Annotated in this window: 12 protein-coding genes; 6 read left to right on the top strand and 6 right to left on the bottom strand. The window is 61.3% G+C overall.

Annotated features, from left to right (window positions below; translation table 11 throughout):
• Window positions 1–34 precede the first annotated feature (34 nt).
• A complete protein-coding gene (locus tag FFM53_RS26775) occupies window positions 35–1,486 on the top strand; it encodes an NCS1 family nucleobase:cation symporter-1 (protein ID WP_138388768.1) in 1,452 nt (483 codons plus the stop codon).
• Window positions 1,487–1,553: 67 nt separating this feature from the next.
• On the opposite strand, the gene FFM53_RS26770 is transcribed toward FFM53_RS26775, so the two are convergent.
• The gene (locus FFM53_RS26770; protein ID WP_138388769.1) at window positions 1,554–3,434 is read right to left on the bottom strand and encodes a HAMP domain-containing methyl-accepting chemotaxis protein; all 1,881 of its coding nucleotides are present in this window, start codon (window positions 3,432–3,434) and stop codon (window positions 1,554–1,556) included.
• A 197-nt stretch (window positions 3,435–3,631) separates the two neighbouring features.
• Here FFM53_RS26770 and FFM53_RS26765 point away from each other — a divergent pair, with 197 nt between their 5' ends.
• Window positions 3,632–4,342 carry a DUF4272 domain-containing protein gene (locus FFM53_RS26765; RefSeq protein WP_138388770.1) on the top strand — a complete coding sequence of 237 codons (711 nt, stop codon included), beginning with the start codon at window positions 3,632–3,634 and terminating at the stop codon, window positions 4,340–4,342.
• A 163-nt stretch (window positions 4,343–4,505) separates the two neighbouring features.
• Window positions 4,506–5,549, top strand: a complete 1,044-nt coding sequence (gene corA / locus FFM53_RS26760) for a magnesium/cobalt transporter CorA (protein WP_138388771.1) — start codon at window positions 4,506–4,508, stop codon at window positions 5,547–5,549.
• A 48-nt stretch (window positions 5,550–5,597) separates the two neighbouring features.
• Here corA and FFM53_RS26755 read toward each other — a convergent pair whose 3' ends face one another.
• Both FFM53_RS26755 and FFM53_RS26750 read right to left on the bottom strand, forming a co-directional pair.
• Window positions 5,598–6,368 (bottom strand): phosphotransferase enzyme family protein, encoded by a 771-nt coding sequence (locus FFM53_RS26755; protein WP_138388772.1) that lies wholly within the window; start codon window positions 6,366–6,368, stop codon window positions 5,598–5,600.
• Window positions 6,365–7,243 carry an MBL fold metallo-hydrolase gene (locus FFM53_RS26750; protein ID WP_138388773.1) on the bottom strand — a complete coding sequence of 293 codons (879 nt, stop codon included), beginning with the start codon at window positions 7,241–7,243 and terminating at the stop codon, window positions 6,365–6,367. Before FFM53_RS26750 ends, FFM53_RS26755 begins: the two co-directional genes overlap by 4 nt.
• A gap of 304 nt (window positions 7,244–7,547) precedes the next feature.
• On the opposite strand from FFM53_RS26750, the gene FFM53_RS26745 reads away from it, so the two are divergent.
• The 3 genes from FFM53_RS26745 to glgB are packed head-to-tail and all read left to right on the top strand — an operon-like array spanning window position 7,548 to window position 16,261.
• Window positions 7,548–10,772, top strand: coding sequence for an alpha-1,4-glucan--maltose-1-phosphate maltosyltransferase (locus FFM53_RS26745; protein WP_138388774.1), 3,225 nt, complete (start codon window positions 7,548–7,550; stop codon window positions 10,770–10,772).
• Window positions 10,773–14,054, top strand: a complete 3,282-nt coding sequence (gene treS / locus FFM53_RS26740; RefSeq protein WP_138388775.1) for a maltose alpha-D-glucosyltransferase — start codon at window positions 10,773–10,775, stop codon at window positions 14,052–14,054.
• Entirely contained in the window at window positions 14,051–16,261 is a 2,211-nt protein-coding gene (gene glgB, locus FFM53_RS26735; protein ID WP_138388776.1) for a 1,4-alpha-glucan branching protein GlgB, read from the top strand. The genes treS and glgB overlap by 4 nt, the downstream gene beginning before the upstream one ends.
• An 88-nt stretch (window positions 16,262–16,349) precedes the next feature.
• Here glgB and FFM53_RS26730 read toward each other — a convergent pair whose 3' ends face one another.
• From FFM53_RS26730 to FFM53_RS26720, 3 genes are read right to left on the bottom strand one after another with little or no spacing between them, the layout of a single operon-like run.
• Window positions 16,350–17,111 (bottom strand): ABC transporter ATP-binding protein, encoded by a 762-nt coding sequence (locus FFM53_RS26730; RefSeq protein WP_138388777.1) that lies wholly within the window; start codon window positions 17,109–17,111, stop codon window positions 16,350–16,352.
• Window positions 17,108–18,148: a FecCD family ABC transporter permease gene (locus FFM53_RS26725; protein ID WP_138388778.1), complete on the bottom strand. Its 1,041-nt coding sequence runs from the start codon at window positions 18,146–18,148 to the stop codon at window positions 17,108–17,110. Before FFM53_RS26725 ends, FFM53_RS26730 begins: the two co-directional genes overlap by 4 nt.
• The gene (locus FFM53_RS26720; RefSeq protein WP_138388779.1) at window positions 18,145–19,170 is read right to left on the bottom strand and encodes an ABC transporter substrate-binding protein; all 1,026 of its coding nucleotides are present in this window, start codon (window positions 19,168–19,170) and stop codon (window positions 18,145–18,147) included. Before FFM53_RS26720 ends, FFM53_RS26725 begins: the two co-directional genes overlap by 4 nt.
• Window positions 19,171–19,205 lie beyond the last annotated feature (35 nt).

Here is a 19,205-nt window from a genome sequence, read left to right as displayed (position 1 = left end):
GTCAAATTGACCTCGAGGATATGGGAGGGCATTCATGAGCGTACGAAATCCGTCTCCCTCGTTGTACAACGAGGATCTTGCACCCGCCGAGGAGCGCAAATGGGGTGCATTCAGCATCTTTAACGTCTGGACGTCAGACGTCCACAGCCTGTGGGGCTATTATCTGGCGGCGAGCCTGTTCCTGCTGTGTGGCAGCTTCGTCAATTTCGTCATCGCCATCGGCATCGGATCGCTGGTCATCTTCTGCCTGATGAGCCTGGTCGGCAATGCCGGCGTGCGTACCGGCGTCCCCTTTCCGGTTCTGGCGCGCGCTTCCTTCGGCACGTTCGGGGCGAATGTTCCGGCACTGGTCCGGGCGGTGGTTGCCTGCTTCTGGTACGGGGCGCAGACCGCCGCCGCATCCGGCGCGATCGTTGCCTTGCTGATCCGCAACGACAGCCTGCTTGCCTTTCATCAAAACAGCCACATGCTCGGCCACTCGACCCTCGAGCTCATCTGCTACGTCATCGTCTGGGGTCTGCAGCTGCTGATCATTCAGCGCGGGATGGAAACAGTTCGCAAGTTCCAGGATTGGGCGGGTCCCGCCGTCTGGATCATGATGCTGATCCTCGCGGTCTATCTGGTCGTCAAATCAGGCACCTTCTCCTTCGGTTCCGAGATCCCGCGCGACGTGTTGATCGAAAAGACCAAGGATGCCGGCGTGCCGGGCGAGCCTGGCTCCTTTGCAGCCCTTGCCGCCGTGGCCGCCACCTGGATCACCTATTTCGCCGCGCTTTACCTGAACTTCTGCGATTTCTCGCGTTACGCGACGAGCGAGAAGGCGCTGCGGAAAGGCAATCTCTGGGGCCTGCCGATCAACCTCCTGGCCTTCTGCCTCGTTGCAGGCGTCACCACCACGGCCGCATTTACGGTCTATGGCGAGGTCTTGCTGCATCCCGAAATGATATCGGCGAAATTCGACAGCTGGTTCCTGGCGCTGCTTGCGGCGCTGACATTCGCGATCGCAACGCTCGGCATCAACGTCGTGGCGAACTTCGTGTCGCCGGCCTTCGACTTCGCCAATGTCTTCCCGCGCCAAATCAACTTCAAACGCGGTGGATATATCGCCGCATTGATCGCTCTCGTGCTTTACCCGTTTGCTCCGTGGGAGACGGGTGCTGCGCATTTCGTCAATTTCATCGGATCGACGATGGGACCGATCTTCGGCATCATGATGGTGGATTACTATCTCATCCGGAGAAGCCAGCTGAACGTCGAAGCGCTCTATCATGAGAATGGCGAGTTCCGGTTCCAGAGCGGATGGCACGGCAATGCCTTCATCGCATTCGCGGTGGGCGTGCTCTTCTCCTCGATCCTGCCGACCTTCACCACCATCCTGCCGGACTGGTGGGGAACTTATGGCTGGTTCTTCGGCGTCGCCATCGGCGGGGCGATCTATTTCGTGTTGAGAATGGGCGCGCGGCGCAAACCGGCCTTCGCGTCCTGACCGAATGAAAAGCGCCCGGCAATCGCCGGGCGCCTTTTTATGTCGGGGTTTCCTGTCGCCGTCCGTTTCAGCGGCGAGCGGCAACCGCATGCACGGCTGCACGGGCTGCGGGCTGCGCCATGGTTCTCGCCGTCGAGCGAAGAGCCGAGGACTGACTGACCGCATCGTCGAGCCTGAACTGGGCGATGAGTTCGCGAAGCTTCTGGGCTTCCTGCGCGAGAGAATTGGATGCCGCGGTCGACTGTTGCACCATGGTTGCGTTCTGCTGCGTGGTCTGGTCCATCCGGTTGACCGCGACATTGACTTCGCTGAGTCCGATGGACTGCTCTTTCGCAGAGGTGGCGATCGAATCCATATGGTGATTGATCTGGGTGATGAAGCCGCCGATGGTCTTCAAGGCCTGGCCGGTATCGCGCACCAGCTTGACCCCGCCTTCCACCTCTTTCGAGGAGTTCTGGATCAGGCCCTTGATTTCCTTGGCAGCACTTGCCGAGCGCTGGGCGAGTTCACGCACTTCCTGGGCGACGACCGCGAAGCCCTTGCCGGCTTCGCCGGCTCTTGCCGCTTCCACGCCGGCATTCAGTGCCAGAAGGTTGGTCTGGAACGCGATTTCGTCGATGACGCTGATGATGTTGGAAATCTGCTGCGACGAGGTCTCGATGCGTTCCATTGCCTCTTCGGCGTGGGAAACGACTTCCGCGGAGACCCCGGCGCTGCGATTTGCCTCCGTGGCCACCGTGCGCGTCTCCTCGGTTCGTTTGCTGGAGTTCGACACGTTCGCTGTGATCTCCTCCAGTGCGGCCGCTGTCTCTTCGAGTGAAGCTGCCTGCTGCTCCGTGCGCTTTGCAAGATCGCTCGCCCCGGAAGAAATTTCCCGCGTGCCTTCGTCGATCGTACCGATGCTGTCGGAAATAGCTCTAAGCGTCGCGCCGAGTTGGGTGACGGACTGGTTGAAGTCATGGCGTAGCGCTTCGAAGTCCGGCGCGAAGGCCTCGTTGAGCTGGAAGGCGAGGTCGCCTGCCGCCAACCGCTTCAAACCGGCGGCGAGACCCGAGGTGGCAATGCGCAACCGCTCCGAGGCGTCGGCTTCCGCCTGCTCCTGGGCGGCAAGGCGATCGGCCTCCGCCCTGTTGCGGTTTTCGTCGGCTTCGATTGCCATCCGCTTGTTGGTGATCGCGGCCTGGCGGAAGATCTCCACCGCTCCCGCCATCGATCCGATCTCATCGGCGCGGTTTGCAAATGGAATCTCCGAATCTGTGTCTCCCTCGGCCAGCCGCCGCATCGAGGCGGTGATCCCGGTAATCGGATTGGCGATGCCCGTCAGCACGAAAGCGACGGCGCCGAGAACGAGCAATCCAGCAACGCCGATCGCCGCAAGCAGATAGAACTCTATCGAATCGAAGGTTTGCTTGCTGAGTTCGGCCGCCTTGTTGCTGCCGCTGACGTCCAATTCGACCAGGGTCGTCGTGGCTTCCTTGAGCTTGTCCGAATAGGAGCGCATCTCTCCGCCCAGATATTGCCCGGCTTCTTCGGTCTTGTTGGCGCGGGAAAGGGCGAGCAGCTGCGAGCTGCTGGCGATGTAGCCTCCAACACTTTCCTTAATCGTCCTGATCAGTTCACGCTCATGGTCGGATGAAGCCAGCAGAAGATAGGCGTCCACCGATTTGCCGACTGCATCCTCGGCGACTTTAATGGCGTCTTCGCGTGTTTTCTTTTCCGCATCCGACTGCGCGATGATGTGATCACGATAGGCGAGGCGCAAATTCGTCATGGAGAGATTGATCGCCTGCGAAGCCTGAACGCTCGGCAGCCAATGGGTCGCAATTTCTTCAGTGGAGCCGTTCGTATTTCGAAGACCGTCGACCGCGAGATAGGCGACAAGACCGAAAAGAAGAGCAATGCCGCTGAAAATCAATAGCAAGCTCGATTTTATGTTTGGACGACGCATCGAAAGTCCTCATCGAACGCCGGCTTCATACCGGTTGGCCAAGGACTTTTGTAGCGAAAAAAATTTAACGATTTGTTCCATATGTAAAAAAGCCGTTTACCAGTTTTCCGGAAAATCGCCGCCGCCTTCGTGCTCGGGCTCCCGCTAAAGCAGGAAAATGCCTATCGATGCGGCGTCAGGGATGACACGAGCCAGAAATGATGAAGCGCATATTTTCCGCCCTTTTCGCATGGATCCTTCCGATGCAGGCGGCCGTTTCGCAACCCGCCGACGAAGCGGGGGCACGCAAAGCTCGGTCTATCGCCCAGCTTCAATCGGAAGGCGTGCCGACCATCGATCATCTGCCGACCATCGAGCCCGAGAGCGAGAGCACCCGCCGAAATACAAAGGCTGTCGTTCAGCGCACGATTGCGCTTGCGATCGTCGCCGTGAAAGGCGAGACCGGCGACCACGAAATGGGTCAGGCTCTCATCCGGCAGTTCGACGCGGCAAGTTTTTTCACCCCGAAGGAACGGGCGTTCATGGACGATCCCGATCCCACGGATCAGGATCGGACGAACTTGGCCTGGCGCTACGAGGGCGTGGACGTCATGTTGTGGGCACTCGGGATCAGCTCCGATCTCGACCGTCCCGACCATATTTGCGACGTGCCATTCATTGCGAACACGCTGCGCGAACTCGGGACGGATGGGCTGATGCGTCGTGCCAAGCTTCGTCCGCAGAAAGAGCTCCTGGACGCCGCCGACCTCATTTTCCGCTACGATTGGGCCGCCGTGAACGCGCGGCTGAAGGGAGAGGAGCCTCCAGCCGGATTGGATAAGGGCGTGGTCTACGAGCGGCATTACGCTCTCAACTGGCTGATTGGCTACATGGACCAGGATTGGGACGATATTTCCACGGACACGTGATGCTACCTGGGCGCCTGGCCACGATAAAGGCGGCTGGTACCCACACCGACGCGGTGATGCATGTTTTACGAAATAGCATTATGATCGGCTGAGCGCCTGACCGGCGAAGGGATTGGCCCCGCGGATATATGATCCCCTGCGGGAATGGAGAGGATAGCTGGATTTGGAACGGCTGAAGGATCTGGACAGTGCTCTGGCGCAAGCAGGTAGCGGTTCCACATCGCCTCCGTATGAACGGCCCGGCGTCGTGGCCGCCGCCGTCTATCAGCATGGGCAACGCATTCGCGACATCAGGATAGAAGAGGCCGGCGAATGGCGAAGCCGGGAGAATGCCGTCGTCTGGATTGGCCTGCACGAGCCGGATGAAGTGCTGCTGCACCAGGTTCAGGCCGAGTTCAATCTCCATGCCCTGGCGATCGAGGACGCAGCACAGCCTCACCAGCGCCCGAAGCTGGAGATTTATGGCGACGCGATGTTCATCGTCGCCCGGACCGCCCATATGAAGGATGACGAAATCGTCTTCGGCGAAACACATTTGTTCGTCGGTCGCGGTTATGTCGTCTCCGTCCGCCACGGGGACTCGTCTTCGTACCTGGCGGTGCGGCAGCGATGCGAGGCCACGCCGGCAGCACTTGCCCACGGCGAGAACTATATTCTCTATTCCATCCTCGATTTCATCGTCGACAACTACATGCCTGTCATCGAGGTCGTGCAGGAGGAGGTCGAGAAGCTCGAGGATCTGGTGCTGCGCGAACAGCTGGAAAAGTCCGACATCGAGCGGCTTTACTTGTTGCGACGCAAGCTGCTGCGGCTGCGCAACGCCGTCGTGCCGCTCGTGGACGTCTGTCGGCGGTACGAGCATATCGATCTTCCCGGCATGGATCCCACACTCCAGTCGCTGTTTCGCGATGTGACCGATCACGTGCGCCGGGTTCAGGAAGATATCGATGCGCTGCGCGAGGTCCTTGCCTTCGCCTTCGAGGCCAGCGTGATGATCGGCCAGACGGAGCAGACGGCGATCGCCCGCAAGCTCGCCGCCTGGGCGGCAATCCTCGCCGTTCCCACCGCGATCGCCGGTATCTACGGGATGAATTTCAACGATATGCCGGAGCTGAAATTCCAGTACGGCTATTTCGTCGTGCTTGGCGTCATCGTCACCTTGTGCCTGGGCCTCTTCGGTTTCTTCCGTCGAAAGAAGTGGCTATAGATATGTGATGTAGGGGGCAGACGGAATATCCGGGCTGGCGAAGATACGTCAGCACAAGGCCTTCAGCAGCCGATCCCGATGGCTGCGAACATAGTCCATATCGCTGAGATAGAGCCGGGCGTCTCCGGCAACCACGTCCTCCACGAACGTCTCATCTCCAGCGGCCGCACTCGCCAGCATGAAATCGACGAGCGCCTGAAGCCGCCAGCAAATCATCTCGGGGAGCTGGAGCCGTTCTTCCTTCGTCGCTCCATATGCCGTGCAGAAGAGTTCCGCTCGCCGCAGCTGTTCGTTGAGGCTGAAGGTCACATGAGGATTGGCAGGATCGGAAAGCGGCGCCCAGCGGTAGACCGAATAGGCCAGATCCCATAGGCGCGGCGCGGGATGGGCGGTATCGAAATCGATGATCCCGACAACCGCATGACCTGCCGTGGCGACGTTATAGGGCGCATAATCGCCGTGGCATATGATCTGGCGTGGCTCCTGTGGCGGCAACATCCATGTCTGGACCTCGCGATCCACTTCCAGAAATCCTTGAGATGCCGAATGAAAATCGCTCAGAAGCTTGGCTGCGGAAAGCAGCATGCGCTCCGATCCGACAAATTGGTCGCTCAGGTCTTCGCAGACGCGCCCGCTGACATAACTGACGACTTCCTGGTTTCCGGTTATCTCAATGGGATCCGGCGCTCCCGGAAAACCTCTGCTCCTGAGATGGCGCAAGAACCGGTGCACCGTCGGCGTCCATGCGCCGGCAGGCCTGATCACGGTGTTGCCGTCACGCCAGATCTGCCCAGCTCGCCCGCCCCCCAACAATTTCACTGTCCGGCCTCTTCGATATGGGCTTGAACCGTGGCGCCGAGGTTTGTCTCATGGCATTTCCGATAGAAAGCCACCACGTCGGAAGGCATTCCGTCGGGGATGGGGACGAAGTCTTCAAGCCGCAGGCCGCTTGAACCGTCGAGTTGCGGATCCGCCAGCTGGCTCTTGCTCAAGCTGCCGACACGATCGGCCAGGGCTTGGAAATAGGCGAGGTTCTCATCCACCGCCGAAGGGGAATAGGTCCGGCCGTGCGCCGGGATGACCAGTCTTGCATCCAGGCCACGTATCCGCTCGAGCGAGGAACGGATCAAGCGGAGGTCGTCTGCATTTTTGCTCCAGACTTCGGGAACGGGGTATTCCACCGCATCGACGGCCAGGCAGATGCGAAGTTCGGGAATCCATACGGCGATATGGTCGGGCGTGTGTCCAGGTGTATGAATGAGCTCCAGTGTCAGGTCGCCGCCGTTGAGGGTCATCGAGCCTGCGAACGTGATATCGGGACCGATGAGGTCGACATTCCGAAACCTCGACTCCTGGCTCGCCTTGTCCCTCAGGACTTCGCGTGCGGAAGGGTCGCGTAAACGGTCGAGCGCGGCGGCATGCGCGATAATCGGAGCGCGCCCGGCAATGGCGGCATTCCCCCAGAAATGATCCCAATCCATGTGCGAATTGATGACAATCAGCGGACGGGTGTTCGTCTGTACCTCGAGCAGGTCCAGCGCCGCCTTGCAGAGTTCGGGCGTTCCGAGCGTATCGATCAGGACGTTGAACCTCTGGGTCCGGACGAACACGGCATCAACTTCGTCTCCCGCCCTGACGATCACGATTCGATCATCGAGTTCGGGGTATGAACACAATTCCACCGATGGATTCACGTCTGGTCGCCTCTATTGCAATCGCAGTGATTCATTCGGATATATCAAGTCCCGTTCGGGCGCCTGCTCTTTCAGAACTGTGCGGAATGGGTCACCCTCCCTGGACGCGGAAGACTATCCAAATACGTCACGAAATTTCAAGGCTCGTCTGCGGAATCCAGGGCCTTTGATGCGCGAACGGAGCGGGTCCTATCGATCCCGCGCCAGTGCGGTCGACGATGTCTGCGCATCGCGAATGGCAGTTTCAGTGGAACAACCGCGGCCAACGGAAGTTTGCCTTCAAACCAAACTCGAGCGGCGGCCGATGTCATTCTCTCCAAACCAGGGTGTGTTGAGCACCCCACCCCGGATCTATTATGTCAATCCACTCCTTCTTCAGGGTATCGATGCGTGGCGTGAGGCTTTCGACCACGCTGCGGATACCGGTTTCGATCGTGTGCTGACGGCACCTCTCTTCGATCGGGGCGGGGAGCGCAGTATCTTTGCCTCCCAGGATCTGAATCGTCTCGATCCTCAACTGTCGCTCGGAAGCGCAGTCGAGGATGGGCTGGGACGCCTGGCGGAGGCCGCCCGCAAGAGCGGCGTCGCCCTGATGATGGACCTGATGCTCGACGGCAAGGCCCGGGATCCCAAGGCAGGCTTTCGCCCGGTCGATCCGAGGCGCTCGCCATTGGACCCGGCGGAACCGATGATCGCGATGGAGGCGGAGTCTCAATCGCGGCTGTTGGAAGAATGGACCGAACGGCTGCGAGGGTTGGCCGGTCTTGGGCTCGCCGGCTATCGGGCGCTGGGGATCGATCGCATTGCGCCGGCGGTTTTCAAATCGCTGATTTCGGCGGTGCGCGAGAAGGCGGACGCGCAATTCCTCGCCTGGACGCCCGGCACTGATTTCGGGGTGAGGGACGCGGTCAAGAATACAGGCTTCGATGGATGTTTTTCATCGATGGCTTGGTGGGATTTTGACGAGAGATGGTTCATCGAAGAACACCGCGTCCAGAAGCAGCTTGGCTGGCAGATCGCTTTTCCGGAGCCACCATTCGCCAGGCGGATCGCGCACGGAACCGAGAGCCGCGAAATCCTCGAACGACGCGCCATCAGGGCTCTGCGCCTTGCTGCCTCGCTCGGCGGTGGCGTGATGGTTCCGATGGGTTTCGAATATGGCGCAACCACGCCGCTCGATCCGACCCATGGGAATGGAACGGGCTTGCGGGGGATGCGCCATGACCTCGCTTTCGATATCTCCTCCGAAATTCGCCTTGCGAACACTGAGATCGGCAAGAACCCTCATGCGCGTGCCGCATCGCTGCGGCTTATCCGCAACGCCAACGGACCGGTCTCAGCGCTGCTGCAATCGGCGGTGGAAGACCTTCGCAGCGCCGAGAATGTGCGGTTCATCCTGCTCAACAGGGACCTTCGGAAAAGTGCGCCTGCTCCGGTAACCGCACTGCGCGAAGCGGCTTCCGGTTTTCTTCCCGCCGCAGCCGATGGTACGGCTCTGCGGCTGCGGGCAGGGGAGACCCTGGTGATCGAAGGCAAGGCGCCGGCGCCGATCACATCGCGGCCGATCCTCGATATCGAGCAGGCGGTCGCTTCGCCGCGCCTCGCGATCGAGAGCATTATGCCACGGGTCGATGACGGCCGCTTTCCCGTCAAGCGGGTGGTCGGCGACATCCTCACCGTGGAGGCGGATATATTCGCCGACGGCCACGACCCGATCGCCGCGGTCCTGCTCTGGCGACCGCTCGATGCGGCAGACTGGAATGAGACGGAGATGCAATTGGTCGAAAATGACCGCTGGCGCGCCGAATTCTTGCTGGAGCGCATTGGACGCTATGAATTTGCCGTCGAGGCATGGAAGAACCCGTTTGCGATCTTCCGCTACGAGTTGACGAAGAAGAACGATGCCAGGCTGGACCTGAAGCTCGAACTCCAGGAGGGATTGAACCTCATCCGCTCGGCTGAGATGCATGCCGGCGCAACGCTCAATGCCGAATTGAAGGCCCTCGGCGACAGTCTCGAAAGGGCGTCTGATGCCGAGCGCACGGCGATCCTGCTCGATGCCGGGACATTGGAATTGATGAACAAGGCGGACAGGCGACCGTTTCGGCTTCGCTCGACGGCAAGCGCCGTCGATGCCGAACGCAAGGAGGCTGCCTTTGCCAGTTGGTACCAGATCTTCCCGCGCTCGCAGAGCGGCGATCCGGACCGGCACGGCACCTTCGACGACGTCATCCCGAGATTGCCCGCCATCCGTGACATGGGCTTCGACGTGCTCTATTTCCCGCCGATTCATCCGATCGGCTCGACCAACCGGAAAGGCCGAAACAACAGCCTGAAAGCCGGACCGGGCGACCCCGGAAGTCCCTATGCCATCGGCTCCGGGGACGGCGGCCATGACGCTATCCATCCCGAGCTCGGCGAGTTCGAGGATTTCCGCCGGCTTGTGGAAGAGGCTGGCCGGCATGGCCTGGAGATTGCTCTCGACCTCGCAATCCAGGCGTCGCCAGATCACCCCTGGCTGAAGGAGCATCCCGGCTGGTTCGACTGGCGTCCCGACGGCACGATCAAATATGCCGAAAACCCGCCGAAGAAATACGAGGACATCGTCAACGTCGATTTCTACACAAAAGATGCGCTGCCTTCATTATGGGTGGAGCTCAGGGATGTCGTCCAGCTTTGGGTGGACCAGGGCGTCAAGCTGTTTCGCGTCGACAATCCGCACACAAAGCCCTTTCCGTTCTGGGAATGGCTGATCGGTGATATCAGGGCCCGTCATCCCGATGTCGTCTTCCTGTCGGAAGCCTTCACCAAGCCGAAGGTCATGTATCGGCTGGCAAAGATCGGCTTCTCCCAGTCCTACACCTACTTCACCTGGCGCAATGCCAAGTGGGAGCTCGAGCAATATATGCGGGAGCTGACGGAGACGGCGCCGAAGGAATTCTTCCGCCCGCATTTCTTCGTCAACACGCATGATATCAATCCGGATTTCCTGCAAAATGCGCCGCGCCCGGCCTTCCTGATCCGCGCAGCACTTGCCGCCACCCTTTCGGGATTGTGGGGCGTCTATAACGGTTTCGAACTTTGCGAGGGGCGTCCCGATGCCAAGCGCAAGGAATATGCCGACAGCGAGAAGTACGAAATCCGCGCCTGGGACTACGACCGGCCGGGCAATATCATCGCCGAAATCAGGACGCTCAACCGCATCCGGAGCGAAAACACCGCGCTGCATTCGCATCTCGGGCTGACGCTGCTGAATGCGCGAAATGACAATATCCTGTTTTTCGGGAAGGCGAGCCGTGCCCGCGACAACGTCCTGCTCATCGCCATCAGCCTCGACCCCCACAATTTCCAGCAGAGCGACGTCGAGCTGCCGCTCTGGCAGTGGTCGCTGGGCGACGGCGGCACGCTGGATGCCGAAGATCTGATCGGCGGGCATCGTTTCAAATGGACCGGCAAATGGCAGAGCATCAGTCTCAATCCTGAGGTCCTGCCCTATGCGATCTGGCGTATTCGCTCAAGGGAGGCATGAATGGACACGATGAATGCAGATAGCGCGCCGCAGCCGCTCTGGTACAAGGATGCGATCATCTACCAGCTGCACATCAAGTCGTTCTACGATGCCAATGGCGACGGGGTCGGCGACTTCGCCGGCCTGCACCAGAAGCTCGATCACATCGCAGCCCTCGGTGTCAATGCCATCTGGCTCCTGCCTTTTTTTCCCTCTCCGCGCCGAGACGACGGTTACGACATCGCCGACTATGGTAGTGTCAGCCCCGATTACGGGACTGTGGAGGACTTCCGGGCTTTCGTCGACGCCGCCCACCAGCGCAATATCCGCGTCATCATCGAGCTCGTCATCAACCACACCTCCGATCAGCACCCCTGGTTCCAGCGCGCCCGCCAGGCGCCGGCGGGATCGCCGGAGCGCGACTTCTACGTCTGGTCGGATACCGATCAGAAATTTCCGGAAACGCGCATCATTTTCATCGATACGGAAAAATCCAACTGGACATGGGACGCGGTCGCCGGCGCCTATTACTGGCACCGCTTCTATTCCCATCAGCCCGACCTCAATTTCGACAGTCCCCTTGTCATGGAGGAATTGCTGAGGGTGATGCGCTTCTGGCTGGAAACCGGCATCGACGGTTTTCGTCTCGACGCGATCCCTTACCTCGTCGAGCGCGAGGGGACGATCAACGAAAACCTGCCGGAAACCCACGCGATCCTCAAACGCATACGCGCCGCGCTCGATGCCACCCATCCCGGCGTGATGCTGCTTGCCGAGGCCAATCAATGGCCAGAGGACACGCGCGAATATTTCGGAGAGGGCGACGAATGCCACATGGCCTTCCACTTCCCGCTAATGCCGCGCATGTATATGGCGATCGCCAAGGAGGATCGGTTTCCGATCACCGATATCCTGCGCCAGACGCCGGAGATTCCAGACAACTGCCAATGGGCGATCTTCCTTCGCAACCACGACGAGCTGACGCTCGAAATGGTGACCGACGCCGAGCGGGATTATCTCTGGGAGACCTATGCATCCGATAAACGTGCCCGCATCAACCTCGGCATAAGGCGGCGCTTAGCGCCATTGATGGAGCGCGACCGCCGGCGGATCGAGCTGATGAACGCGCTTCTTCTTTCGATGCCGGGAACGCCGGTGATCTATTACGGTGACGAGATCGGCATGGGTGACAACATCTATCTCGGCGACCGGGATGGGGTGAGGACGCCGATGCAATGGTCTCCGGACCGCAATGGCGGTTTCTCCAGGGCAGATCCGGCCCGTCTCGTCCTGCCGCCCGTCGCCGACCCGCTCTACGGGTTCGAGGCCGTCAACGTCGAGGCGCAGAGCACAGACGCGCATTCGCTGCTCAACTGGACGCGCAGAATGTTGGCGTTGCGCGGCAGGCATCCCGCCTTCGGGCGTGGCACGCTGCGGTTCCTTTCGCCGGAAAATCGCAAGATCCTTGCCTATCTCAGGGAGTATGAAGGCGAGGTCTTGCTTTGTGTTGCAAGTCTCTCAAGGTTGCCCCAGGCCGTCGAACTCGACTTGTCGAGCTTCGAGGGGCGCGTTCCCATCGAACTGACCGGCATGTCGCCGTTTCCGCCGATCGGCCAGTTGACCTATCTCCTGACCTTGCCGCCCTACGGTTTCTTCTGGTTCCAGCTGACGGCTGATGCCGACCCGCCGGCGTGGCGCACCGCACCGCCGGAACAGCTTCCCGATCTGTTGACGATGGTCATCCGGCGTAGCCTGCTCGACCTCGTGGATGAACCGGGTCATGCACGCATCCTGAGCGGCGAAATCCTGCCCGCCTATCTCTCCAGGCGGCGATGGTTCGGGGCAAAGGACCAGCCGCTTCAGGCCGCCCGACTGATCTCCGTGACACCAATCCCATTCGCCGACGGCGTCGTCCTCGGCGAGTTGGAGGTCGTGCTGCCGAACCACAGCGAATCCTACCAACTGCCGCTCGCGGTCGCCTGGGACGATGCGCACCCTTCCGCGCTTGCCCAGCAGCTTGCGCTTGGGAGGATTCGCCAAGGTAGACGCGTCGGTTTCCTCACAGATGGCTTCGCAGTGGAGGCAATGGCGCGCGGCATTCTGCACGGACTTCGCGACCGCTCGCGCACCACCGGCCGGACCGGCACGCTCGAATTCCTTGGGACGGAACAGCTCGACAGCCTCGATATTTCAGGCGAACTGCCGGTGCATTGGCTATCGGCTGAACAGTCCAACAGCTCGCTGCTCGTCGGCGACGTAGCGATGATCAAACTGATCAGGCACATCTTCCCGGGCATCCATCCGGAAGTCGAGATGACGCGCTATCTCACCCGCGCCGGCTATGACCATACGGCGCCCCTGCTCGGCGAGGTCGCGCATACCGATTCCAGCGGACGCCGTTCCACCTTGATCATCGTCCAGGGGGCGATCCGCAACCAGGGCGACGCCTGGAACTGGATGCTGAACAATCTGCGCCGTGGGGCCGACGAACTGGTGCTGAACGATCCGGCGGTCCAACCAGACGACGACGTCTTCCGGTCGCTGATCAGTTTCGTCGCGATGGTGGGCCTCAGGCTCGGCGAATTGCATGTCGTGCTCGCCGCGAAGACCGGGGACGAGGCCTTCAGCCCGGTGGTTGCCGGCGACAGCGAGGTCGAGGCGATGAGGAAGGCCGTTGCCGGCGAGCTCGCCTATGCCATGTCGAAGCTCGATGAACGCGACGAGAATACCGGCCCTGCAATCGACTTGCTCGCAAAGCCGCTTCTCGAGCGTCGTTCCGAACTCGCAGAGCTCGCCGGGACGCTCGCGGAGAGCTGCCGCCATACACTGATGACACGCACGCATGGCGACTTCCATCTTGGCCAGATCCTTGTCAGCGAGGGTGATGCCGTCATCATCGACTTCGAGGGCGAGCCTGCGAAAAACCTGACCGAGCGCCGCGCCAAGACGAACCCGCTGCGTGATGTCGCCGGGCTTTTGAGATCGCTGAGCTATCTCGTGGCCACCGCCCAGCTCGATAACGACGCGGTCATCGAACATGAGAACGAAGTCCGCCGCGAGGCGATCGCCCGCTTCGGGCGCAATGCCGAGGAGGCCTTTCTCGATGCCTATTCGCAGGCTGTCTCCGTATCGAAGGAGCTTGACATGCCACCCGATCAAAGACGCAGGGTTCTCGATGCCTTTCTTCTCGAAAAGGCCGCCTACGAGATTGCCTACGAAGCTCGCAACAGGCCGAAATGGCTTCCGATCCCGCTATCCGGCCTTACCGAAATCGTATCGCGTCTGGCGGGGGTCACGGCATGAATGTTGAGCGCTCGGAACTTCTGGCGGGCATCGGACAGGATGCGCTATGGGCCTTGATCGAGGGGCGTCATGGCGATCCGTTTTCGATCCTCGGCCCTCACCGAAGCGGTGGCATGACGATCGTGCGGGTGTATCTGCCCGGCGCGGAAGCGGTCGATCTCATCGATGCGACGAGCGGCCGGGTGGTGGCGCCGTTCAGCATCGCCCACCCGTCCGGCCTGTTTGCGGCGGCGGCCGCCTCGAGGACGGGATACCGGCTGCGGATCACATGGCCGGATGCAGTTCAGATCACCGAGGACCCCTACAGTTTCGGTCTGCTGCTCGGAGAGCTCGACCTTCATCTGATATCGGAGGGAACTCACTATAGTCTGAGCCGGACGCTCGGCGCGGTTGATATGTCGATCGACGGGATATCAGGCGTTCGTTTCGCCGTCTGGGCTCCGAATGCGCGCCGCGTCTCGGTTGTCGGCGACTTCAACGCCTGGGACGGGCGGCGAAACCCGATGCGGCTGAGACCGTCGGCGGGCGTCTGGGAGCTGTTTATTCCGCGCCTCGCCCCCGGCGAAAGGTACAAGTTCGAGATCGTCGATGCTGAGGGGACCTGCCTGCCGCAGAAGGCCGATCCGGTCGCGAGGGCAAGTGAGGCCGCTCCGTCCACCGCCTCCATCGTCGCCTCGTCGACGCCGTTTCGATGGACTGATGACGGTTGGATGAAGGGCCGGTCCCGGCAAGACAGGCTGGAGGGCGCGTTCTCCGTCTATGAGGTGCACGCCGGCTCCTGGCTTCGCGATCTAAAGGACGGCAACAGGTCGCTCGACTGGGTCGAACTCAGCCAGCGGCTGGTTCCCTATGTCGCCGACATGGGCTTCACCCATATCGAGCTGCTGCCGATCATGGAGCATCCGTTCGGCGGCTCCTGGGGTTATCAGCCGCTCGGTCTATTCGCTCCGACAGGCCGATATGGGACGCCTGAGGATTTCGCCTATTTCACCGACCGGTGCCATGGCGCCGGGCTCGGCGTCATCCTCGACTGGGTGCCGGCCCATTTTCCCACAGACGTCTGGGGGCTTGCCCGCTTCGACGGTAGCGCTCTCTACGAGCACGAAGATCCGCGCGAAGGCCTTCACCGCGACTGGAACACGCTGATCTACAATCTCGGCCGCAACGAGGTGAAGGGGTTCCTGATCGCCAGCGCGCTGGAATGGCTCGAGCGCTACCATATCGACGGTTTGCGGGTCGACGCCGTTGCCTCGATGCTTTACCGCGACTACAGCCGCAACGAGGGCGAATGGATTCCCAACCAATATGGCGGTCGCGAGAATCTGGAAGCGGTCGAATTCTTCAAGCACCTGAACAGCATCATTCACGAGCGCTGCCCGCACGCGATGACGATCGCCGAGGAATCGACGGCCTGGCCGGGCGTGACGAAGCCGCCAGAGCAAGGGGGGCTGGGGTTCGATATCAAATGGAACATGGGCTGGATGCATGACAGCCTGAGCTATATCGAGAAGGATCCGATTTACCGGAGCTATGCCCATGGCACGATGACCTTCGGAATGATCTATGCCTATTCCGAACGCTTCATTCTGCCGATTTCACATGACGAGGTCGTCTATGGAAAGGGCTCGCTGCTGACGAAGATGCCGGGCGACGAATGGCAGAAATTCGCCAACCTGCGCAGCTATCTCGCCTTCATGTGGGGCCACCCCGGCAAGAAGCTCCTGTTCATGGGAAGTGAAGTCGCCCAGCCCGGCGAATGGAACCATGACGGGTCAGTGACCTGGGATGTGCTGGACCGGCCTCAGCATGTGGGGATCCAGCGGCTGGTGAAGGATCTGAACGGCCTCTACGCGGACGAGCCGGCATTGCAGTTCGGAGACTTTCATCCCGAGGGCTTCGAATGGGCGGCAGCCGACGACGCCGTCAATTCCGTGCTCGGGATGCTCCGTTATGCGCCCGATCGTGCTTCATCGGTGCTGGTCATGTCGAACTTCACGCCGGTGCCGCGTTACGGCTACAGGATCGGCGTGCCGAGCGACGGTGTGTGGATCGAACGGATGACGACGGATGCGCGGGAATATGGCGGCTCGGGCCTGGTCAATGGCGCAGTGTCGACCGAACCCGTGCCCGCCCACGGCAGGCCGGTCTCGCTGTCACTGACGCTGCCGCCGCTATCGACGATTTTTCTGCAGGGGCCGTCACCCTGACGGCGCCGCCGCGGAACGGTCAATTCGGTGGCGGTTTTACCGTCACGTGAGACGACCGTAGACGATCATCTCGGTGACGGTTCCACCGTCACCTGAGATAATGGATATGCGGGCGCGAATGATAGGGAGAGGTTTCGATACGGGCCTCGACGGAGAAGACGTCACGCAGAAGGTCTTCGCTCAATACGTCCTGCGGTGCGCCGGAGGCAACGATCCTGCCCTGCTGCATGATGATCAGCTGGTCGCAGAACATGGCGGCATGGTTGAGATCGTGCAAGGCAACGATGCTGGTGATCGGCAGGCCGGAGACAAGCCGCATCAGGCCGATCTGGTGCTGGATATCGAGATGGTTCGTCGGCTCGTCGAGGATCAGTTCCTGGGGCAACTGGGCGAGCGCCCTTGCAATATGAGTGCGCTGCTTTTCGCCGCCCGACAGGCTCTGCCAGCGATCATCGCGCTTCCCCGCCATGCCGGCGCGCGCCAACGCCTCTTCGACTGCCTCTTCGTCGGCCCTCGTCCAGCCCGAGAACATCGACCGGTGCGGAAACCTTCCGAGCTTGACGACGTCAACGACCTTCAGATTGGCATTCGTCGTGGCATGCTGCTCGACGAAGGCGATCCGCCGGGCGATCGAGCGGCGGCTGATGGTACCGATGTCGCTCCGGTCGAGCGTGACGCGGCCGGAATGCGGCCGCTTCAGGCCGGCGAGAAGCCGCAGCAGCGAAGTCTTGCCCGAGCCGTTCGGCCCGAGCAGACCAAGCATCCGGCCGGGCTGCGCTTCCATGGAAACGCCATCGAGAATGGTCTTCCTGCCAATTTTCCAGATGAGGTTGTCGGCCTTGATGCTCATGATGCGCGCTGGAACCGATAGAGGATGATCGAGAAGAAGGGGACGCCGACCAGCGCCGTGACGACGCCGATCGGCAGGATCTGGTTGGGAATGAGGGCGCGCGCGGCGATGTCGGCGAGCACCATGAAGATCGCCCCTGTTATGGCGCAGGCCGGCAGCAGGCGGACATGCAGCGGCCCGACGACAAAGCGGGCGACATGCGGCACGACGAGGCCGACAAAGCCGATCGACCCCACCATGCTGACGATCGTCGCCGTCATCATCGCCGTCAGCGCGAAGAGCACCATGCGGGCGCGCCCGACATTGACGCCGAGCGAAGATGCCGCTTCGTCGCCGAAAGCGAAGGCGTCGAGCACGCGGGCGTAGAACAGACAGGCGGCGAGGCTGAGGCCTACGACGATCGAGACCAGCGCGAATTCCGGCCAGCGCACGCCGCCGAAACTGCCGAGCAGCCAGAACATCACGTCGCGGGCCTGCTGCGCATTGGCCGAGGTGGTGACGATATAGGAGGTCGAGGCGTTGAAGAGCTGCGATGCGGCGACACCGGCGAGGATGGTGCGGTCTGCCCCGCCGCGGGTGCCGTTCGACAGCAGCGCCACGAAAAAGAAGGCCGCGAAGGCGCCGGCAAAAGCGCCGGCGGAGAGCGAGACTGCGCCGGCGCCGATCCCTAGGATGACGATTGCGACGGCGCCGGTCGAAGCGCCGGCGGAGATGCCGAGAACATAGGGTTCGGCAAGCGGGTTGCGCAGCAGCGACTGCATGATCGCGCCCGACAGCGCCAGACCCGCGCCGCAGAAGGCGGCGACGAGTGCGCGGCTCAGGCGATAATCCCAGATCACCGTCTCGTGGATGCGGTTCAGCTCGATCGCGGTCCATCCGAGCCGGTTGGTGACGGCCGAAAACGTGGTTGCAAGCGAGATCGGCAGGTCGCCGATCCCGACGCTGACGCCGATGGCGACCGCGATGAGGCAGAGGGAGGCCAGGAAAAGTGCCGTGAGCGCTCCCAACTGCCGGAAGATACGGCCCGCGTCCGTCACTTCAACAGACCGAGAGCCTTCAGCTGGCCGGCCACCTGCTCAGCGCCGTAGACCGTCCGGACGGTCGGGTTCATGGCCTGGCCATCCATGATCACGATCGCCTTGTTTTTGACGGCGGGGATCTGACTGACGGCCGGATCGGTGTTCAGGAAGTTGATCTTGGCCTCCGGCTTGTCGAGCTCCCAGCGATTGCGGTCGAGACTGGCGACAACGATGACGTCGGGATTGGAGGCGATGATGCCTTCCCAGCCGAGAGTCGGCCATTCCGCTTCCGCTGATATCGCGTTGTGGCCGCCGAGCAGGTCGGCGATGAAGCCGGACGCGCTGTTCTTGCCACCAAGATAGGCGTCGGCCGACGGGCTGGGGCTGGAGAACCAGAACACGTAAGAAAGGTTCTTGCCGTCCTTCGAAACGCTGGAGCGAAGCTTGGCTTCGCGCGCCTTGAAGTCGGCGATCAGCGCCTGGCCGCGGTCGGCGACGTCGAAGATCTGCGAGAGTTCATCGATCTCCCTGTAGAGAAGATCCATGTTCCACAGCTCGGCGCGGCTGCCGTACTGGTCCTTGACGTCCTTGGTGCTGAGGCAGGTGCTGGGCGAGAGATAGGTCGCGACGCCCACTTTGTCGAAATCTTCGCGCTTGGCGACCTTGCTGTTCGGCCCGACCAGGCTCGGCAGAGCCACCGCCACGAAGTCGGGATTTTCGGCGAGGATCGATTCGAAGGTCGGCATCTCGACGGTCAGAAGCTTGACCTTGGCATTGGCTTGTGCGAGCTGCGGCAGAACTTTGCTCGGCCAGAAGGCCGTGCCGGCCATCTTGTCCTGAAGGCCGAGCAGCAGCAGGATTTCAGCGCTGTTCTGGCCGAGGCCGATCGCCCGTTCGGGCGCCTTCTGGAAAGTCACCTGCGCGCCGCAGTTTTCGAGCGTCAGCGGGTAGGTCGTCGAACCGGCCAAAGACGGATTTGCGGCAAGGCCGATCAGGGCGGAGAGGCCGCAGGCGGCCAGAATTGATTTGAGGATGGTCACGAAGAAATTCCCGGTGCGTGAGTATATGCGGCCGC

The sequence above is a fragment of the Rhizobium indicum genome, from assembly GCF_005862305.2.
In the GTDB taxonomy this organism is placed as follows: domain Bacteria; phylum Pseudomonadota; class Alphaproteobacteria; order Rhizobiales; family Rhizobiaceae; genus Rhizobium; species Rhizobium indicum.
This window is presented reverse-complemented; position numbering and strand designations above follow the sequence as displayed.

What these genes read in the sequence shown, in the direction of transcription:
- FFM53_RS26775 (WP_138388768.1), top strand. Translation starts at nt 35, where the DNA reads ATGAGCGTACGAAATCCGTCTCCCTCGTTGTACAACGAGGATCTTGCA.
- FFM53_RS26770 (WP_138388769.1), bottom strand. Translation starts at nt 3,434, where the DNA reads ATGCGTCGTCCAAACATAAAATCGAGCTTGCTATTGATTTTCAGCGGC.
- FFM53_RS26765 (WP_138388770.1), top strand. Translation starts at nt 3,632, where the DNA reads ATGATGAAGCGCATATTTTCCGCCCTTTTCGCATGGATCCTTCCGATG.
- FFM53_RS26745 (WP_138388774.1), top strand. Translation starts at nt 7,548, where the DNA reads ATGTCATTCTCTCCAAACCAGGGTGTGTTGAGCACCCCACCCCGGATC.
- treS (WP_138388775.1), top strand. Translation starts at nt 10,773, where the DNA reads ATGGACACGATGAATGCAGATAGCGCGCCGCAGCCGCTCTGGTACAAG.
- glgB (WP_138388776.1), top strand. Translation starts at nt 14,051, where the DNA reads ATGAATGTTGAGCGCTCGGAACTTCTGGCGGGCATCGGACAGGATGCG.
- FFM53_RS26730 (WP_138388777.1), bottom strand. Translation starts at nt 17,111, where the DNA reads ATGAGCATCAAGGCCGACAACCTCATCTGGAAAATTGGCAGGAAGACC.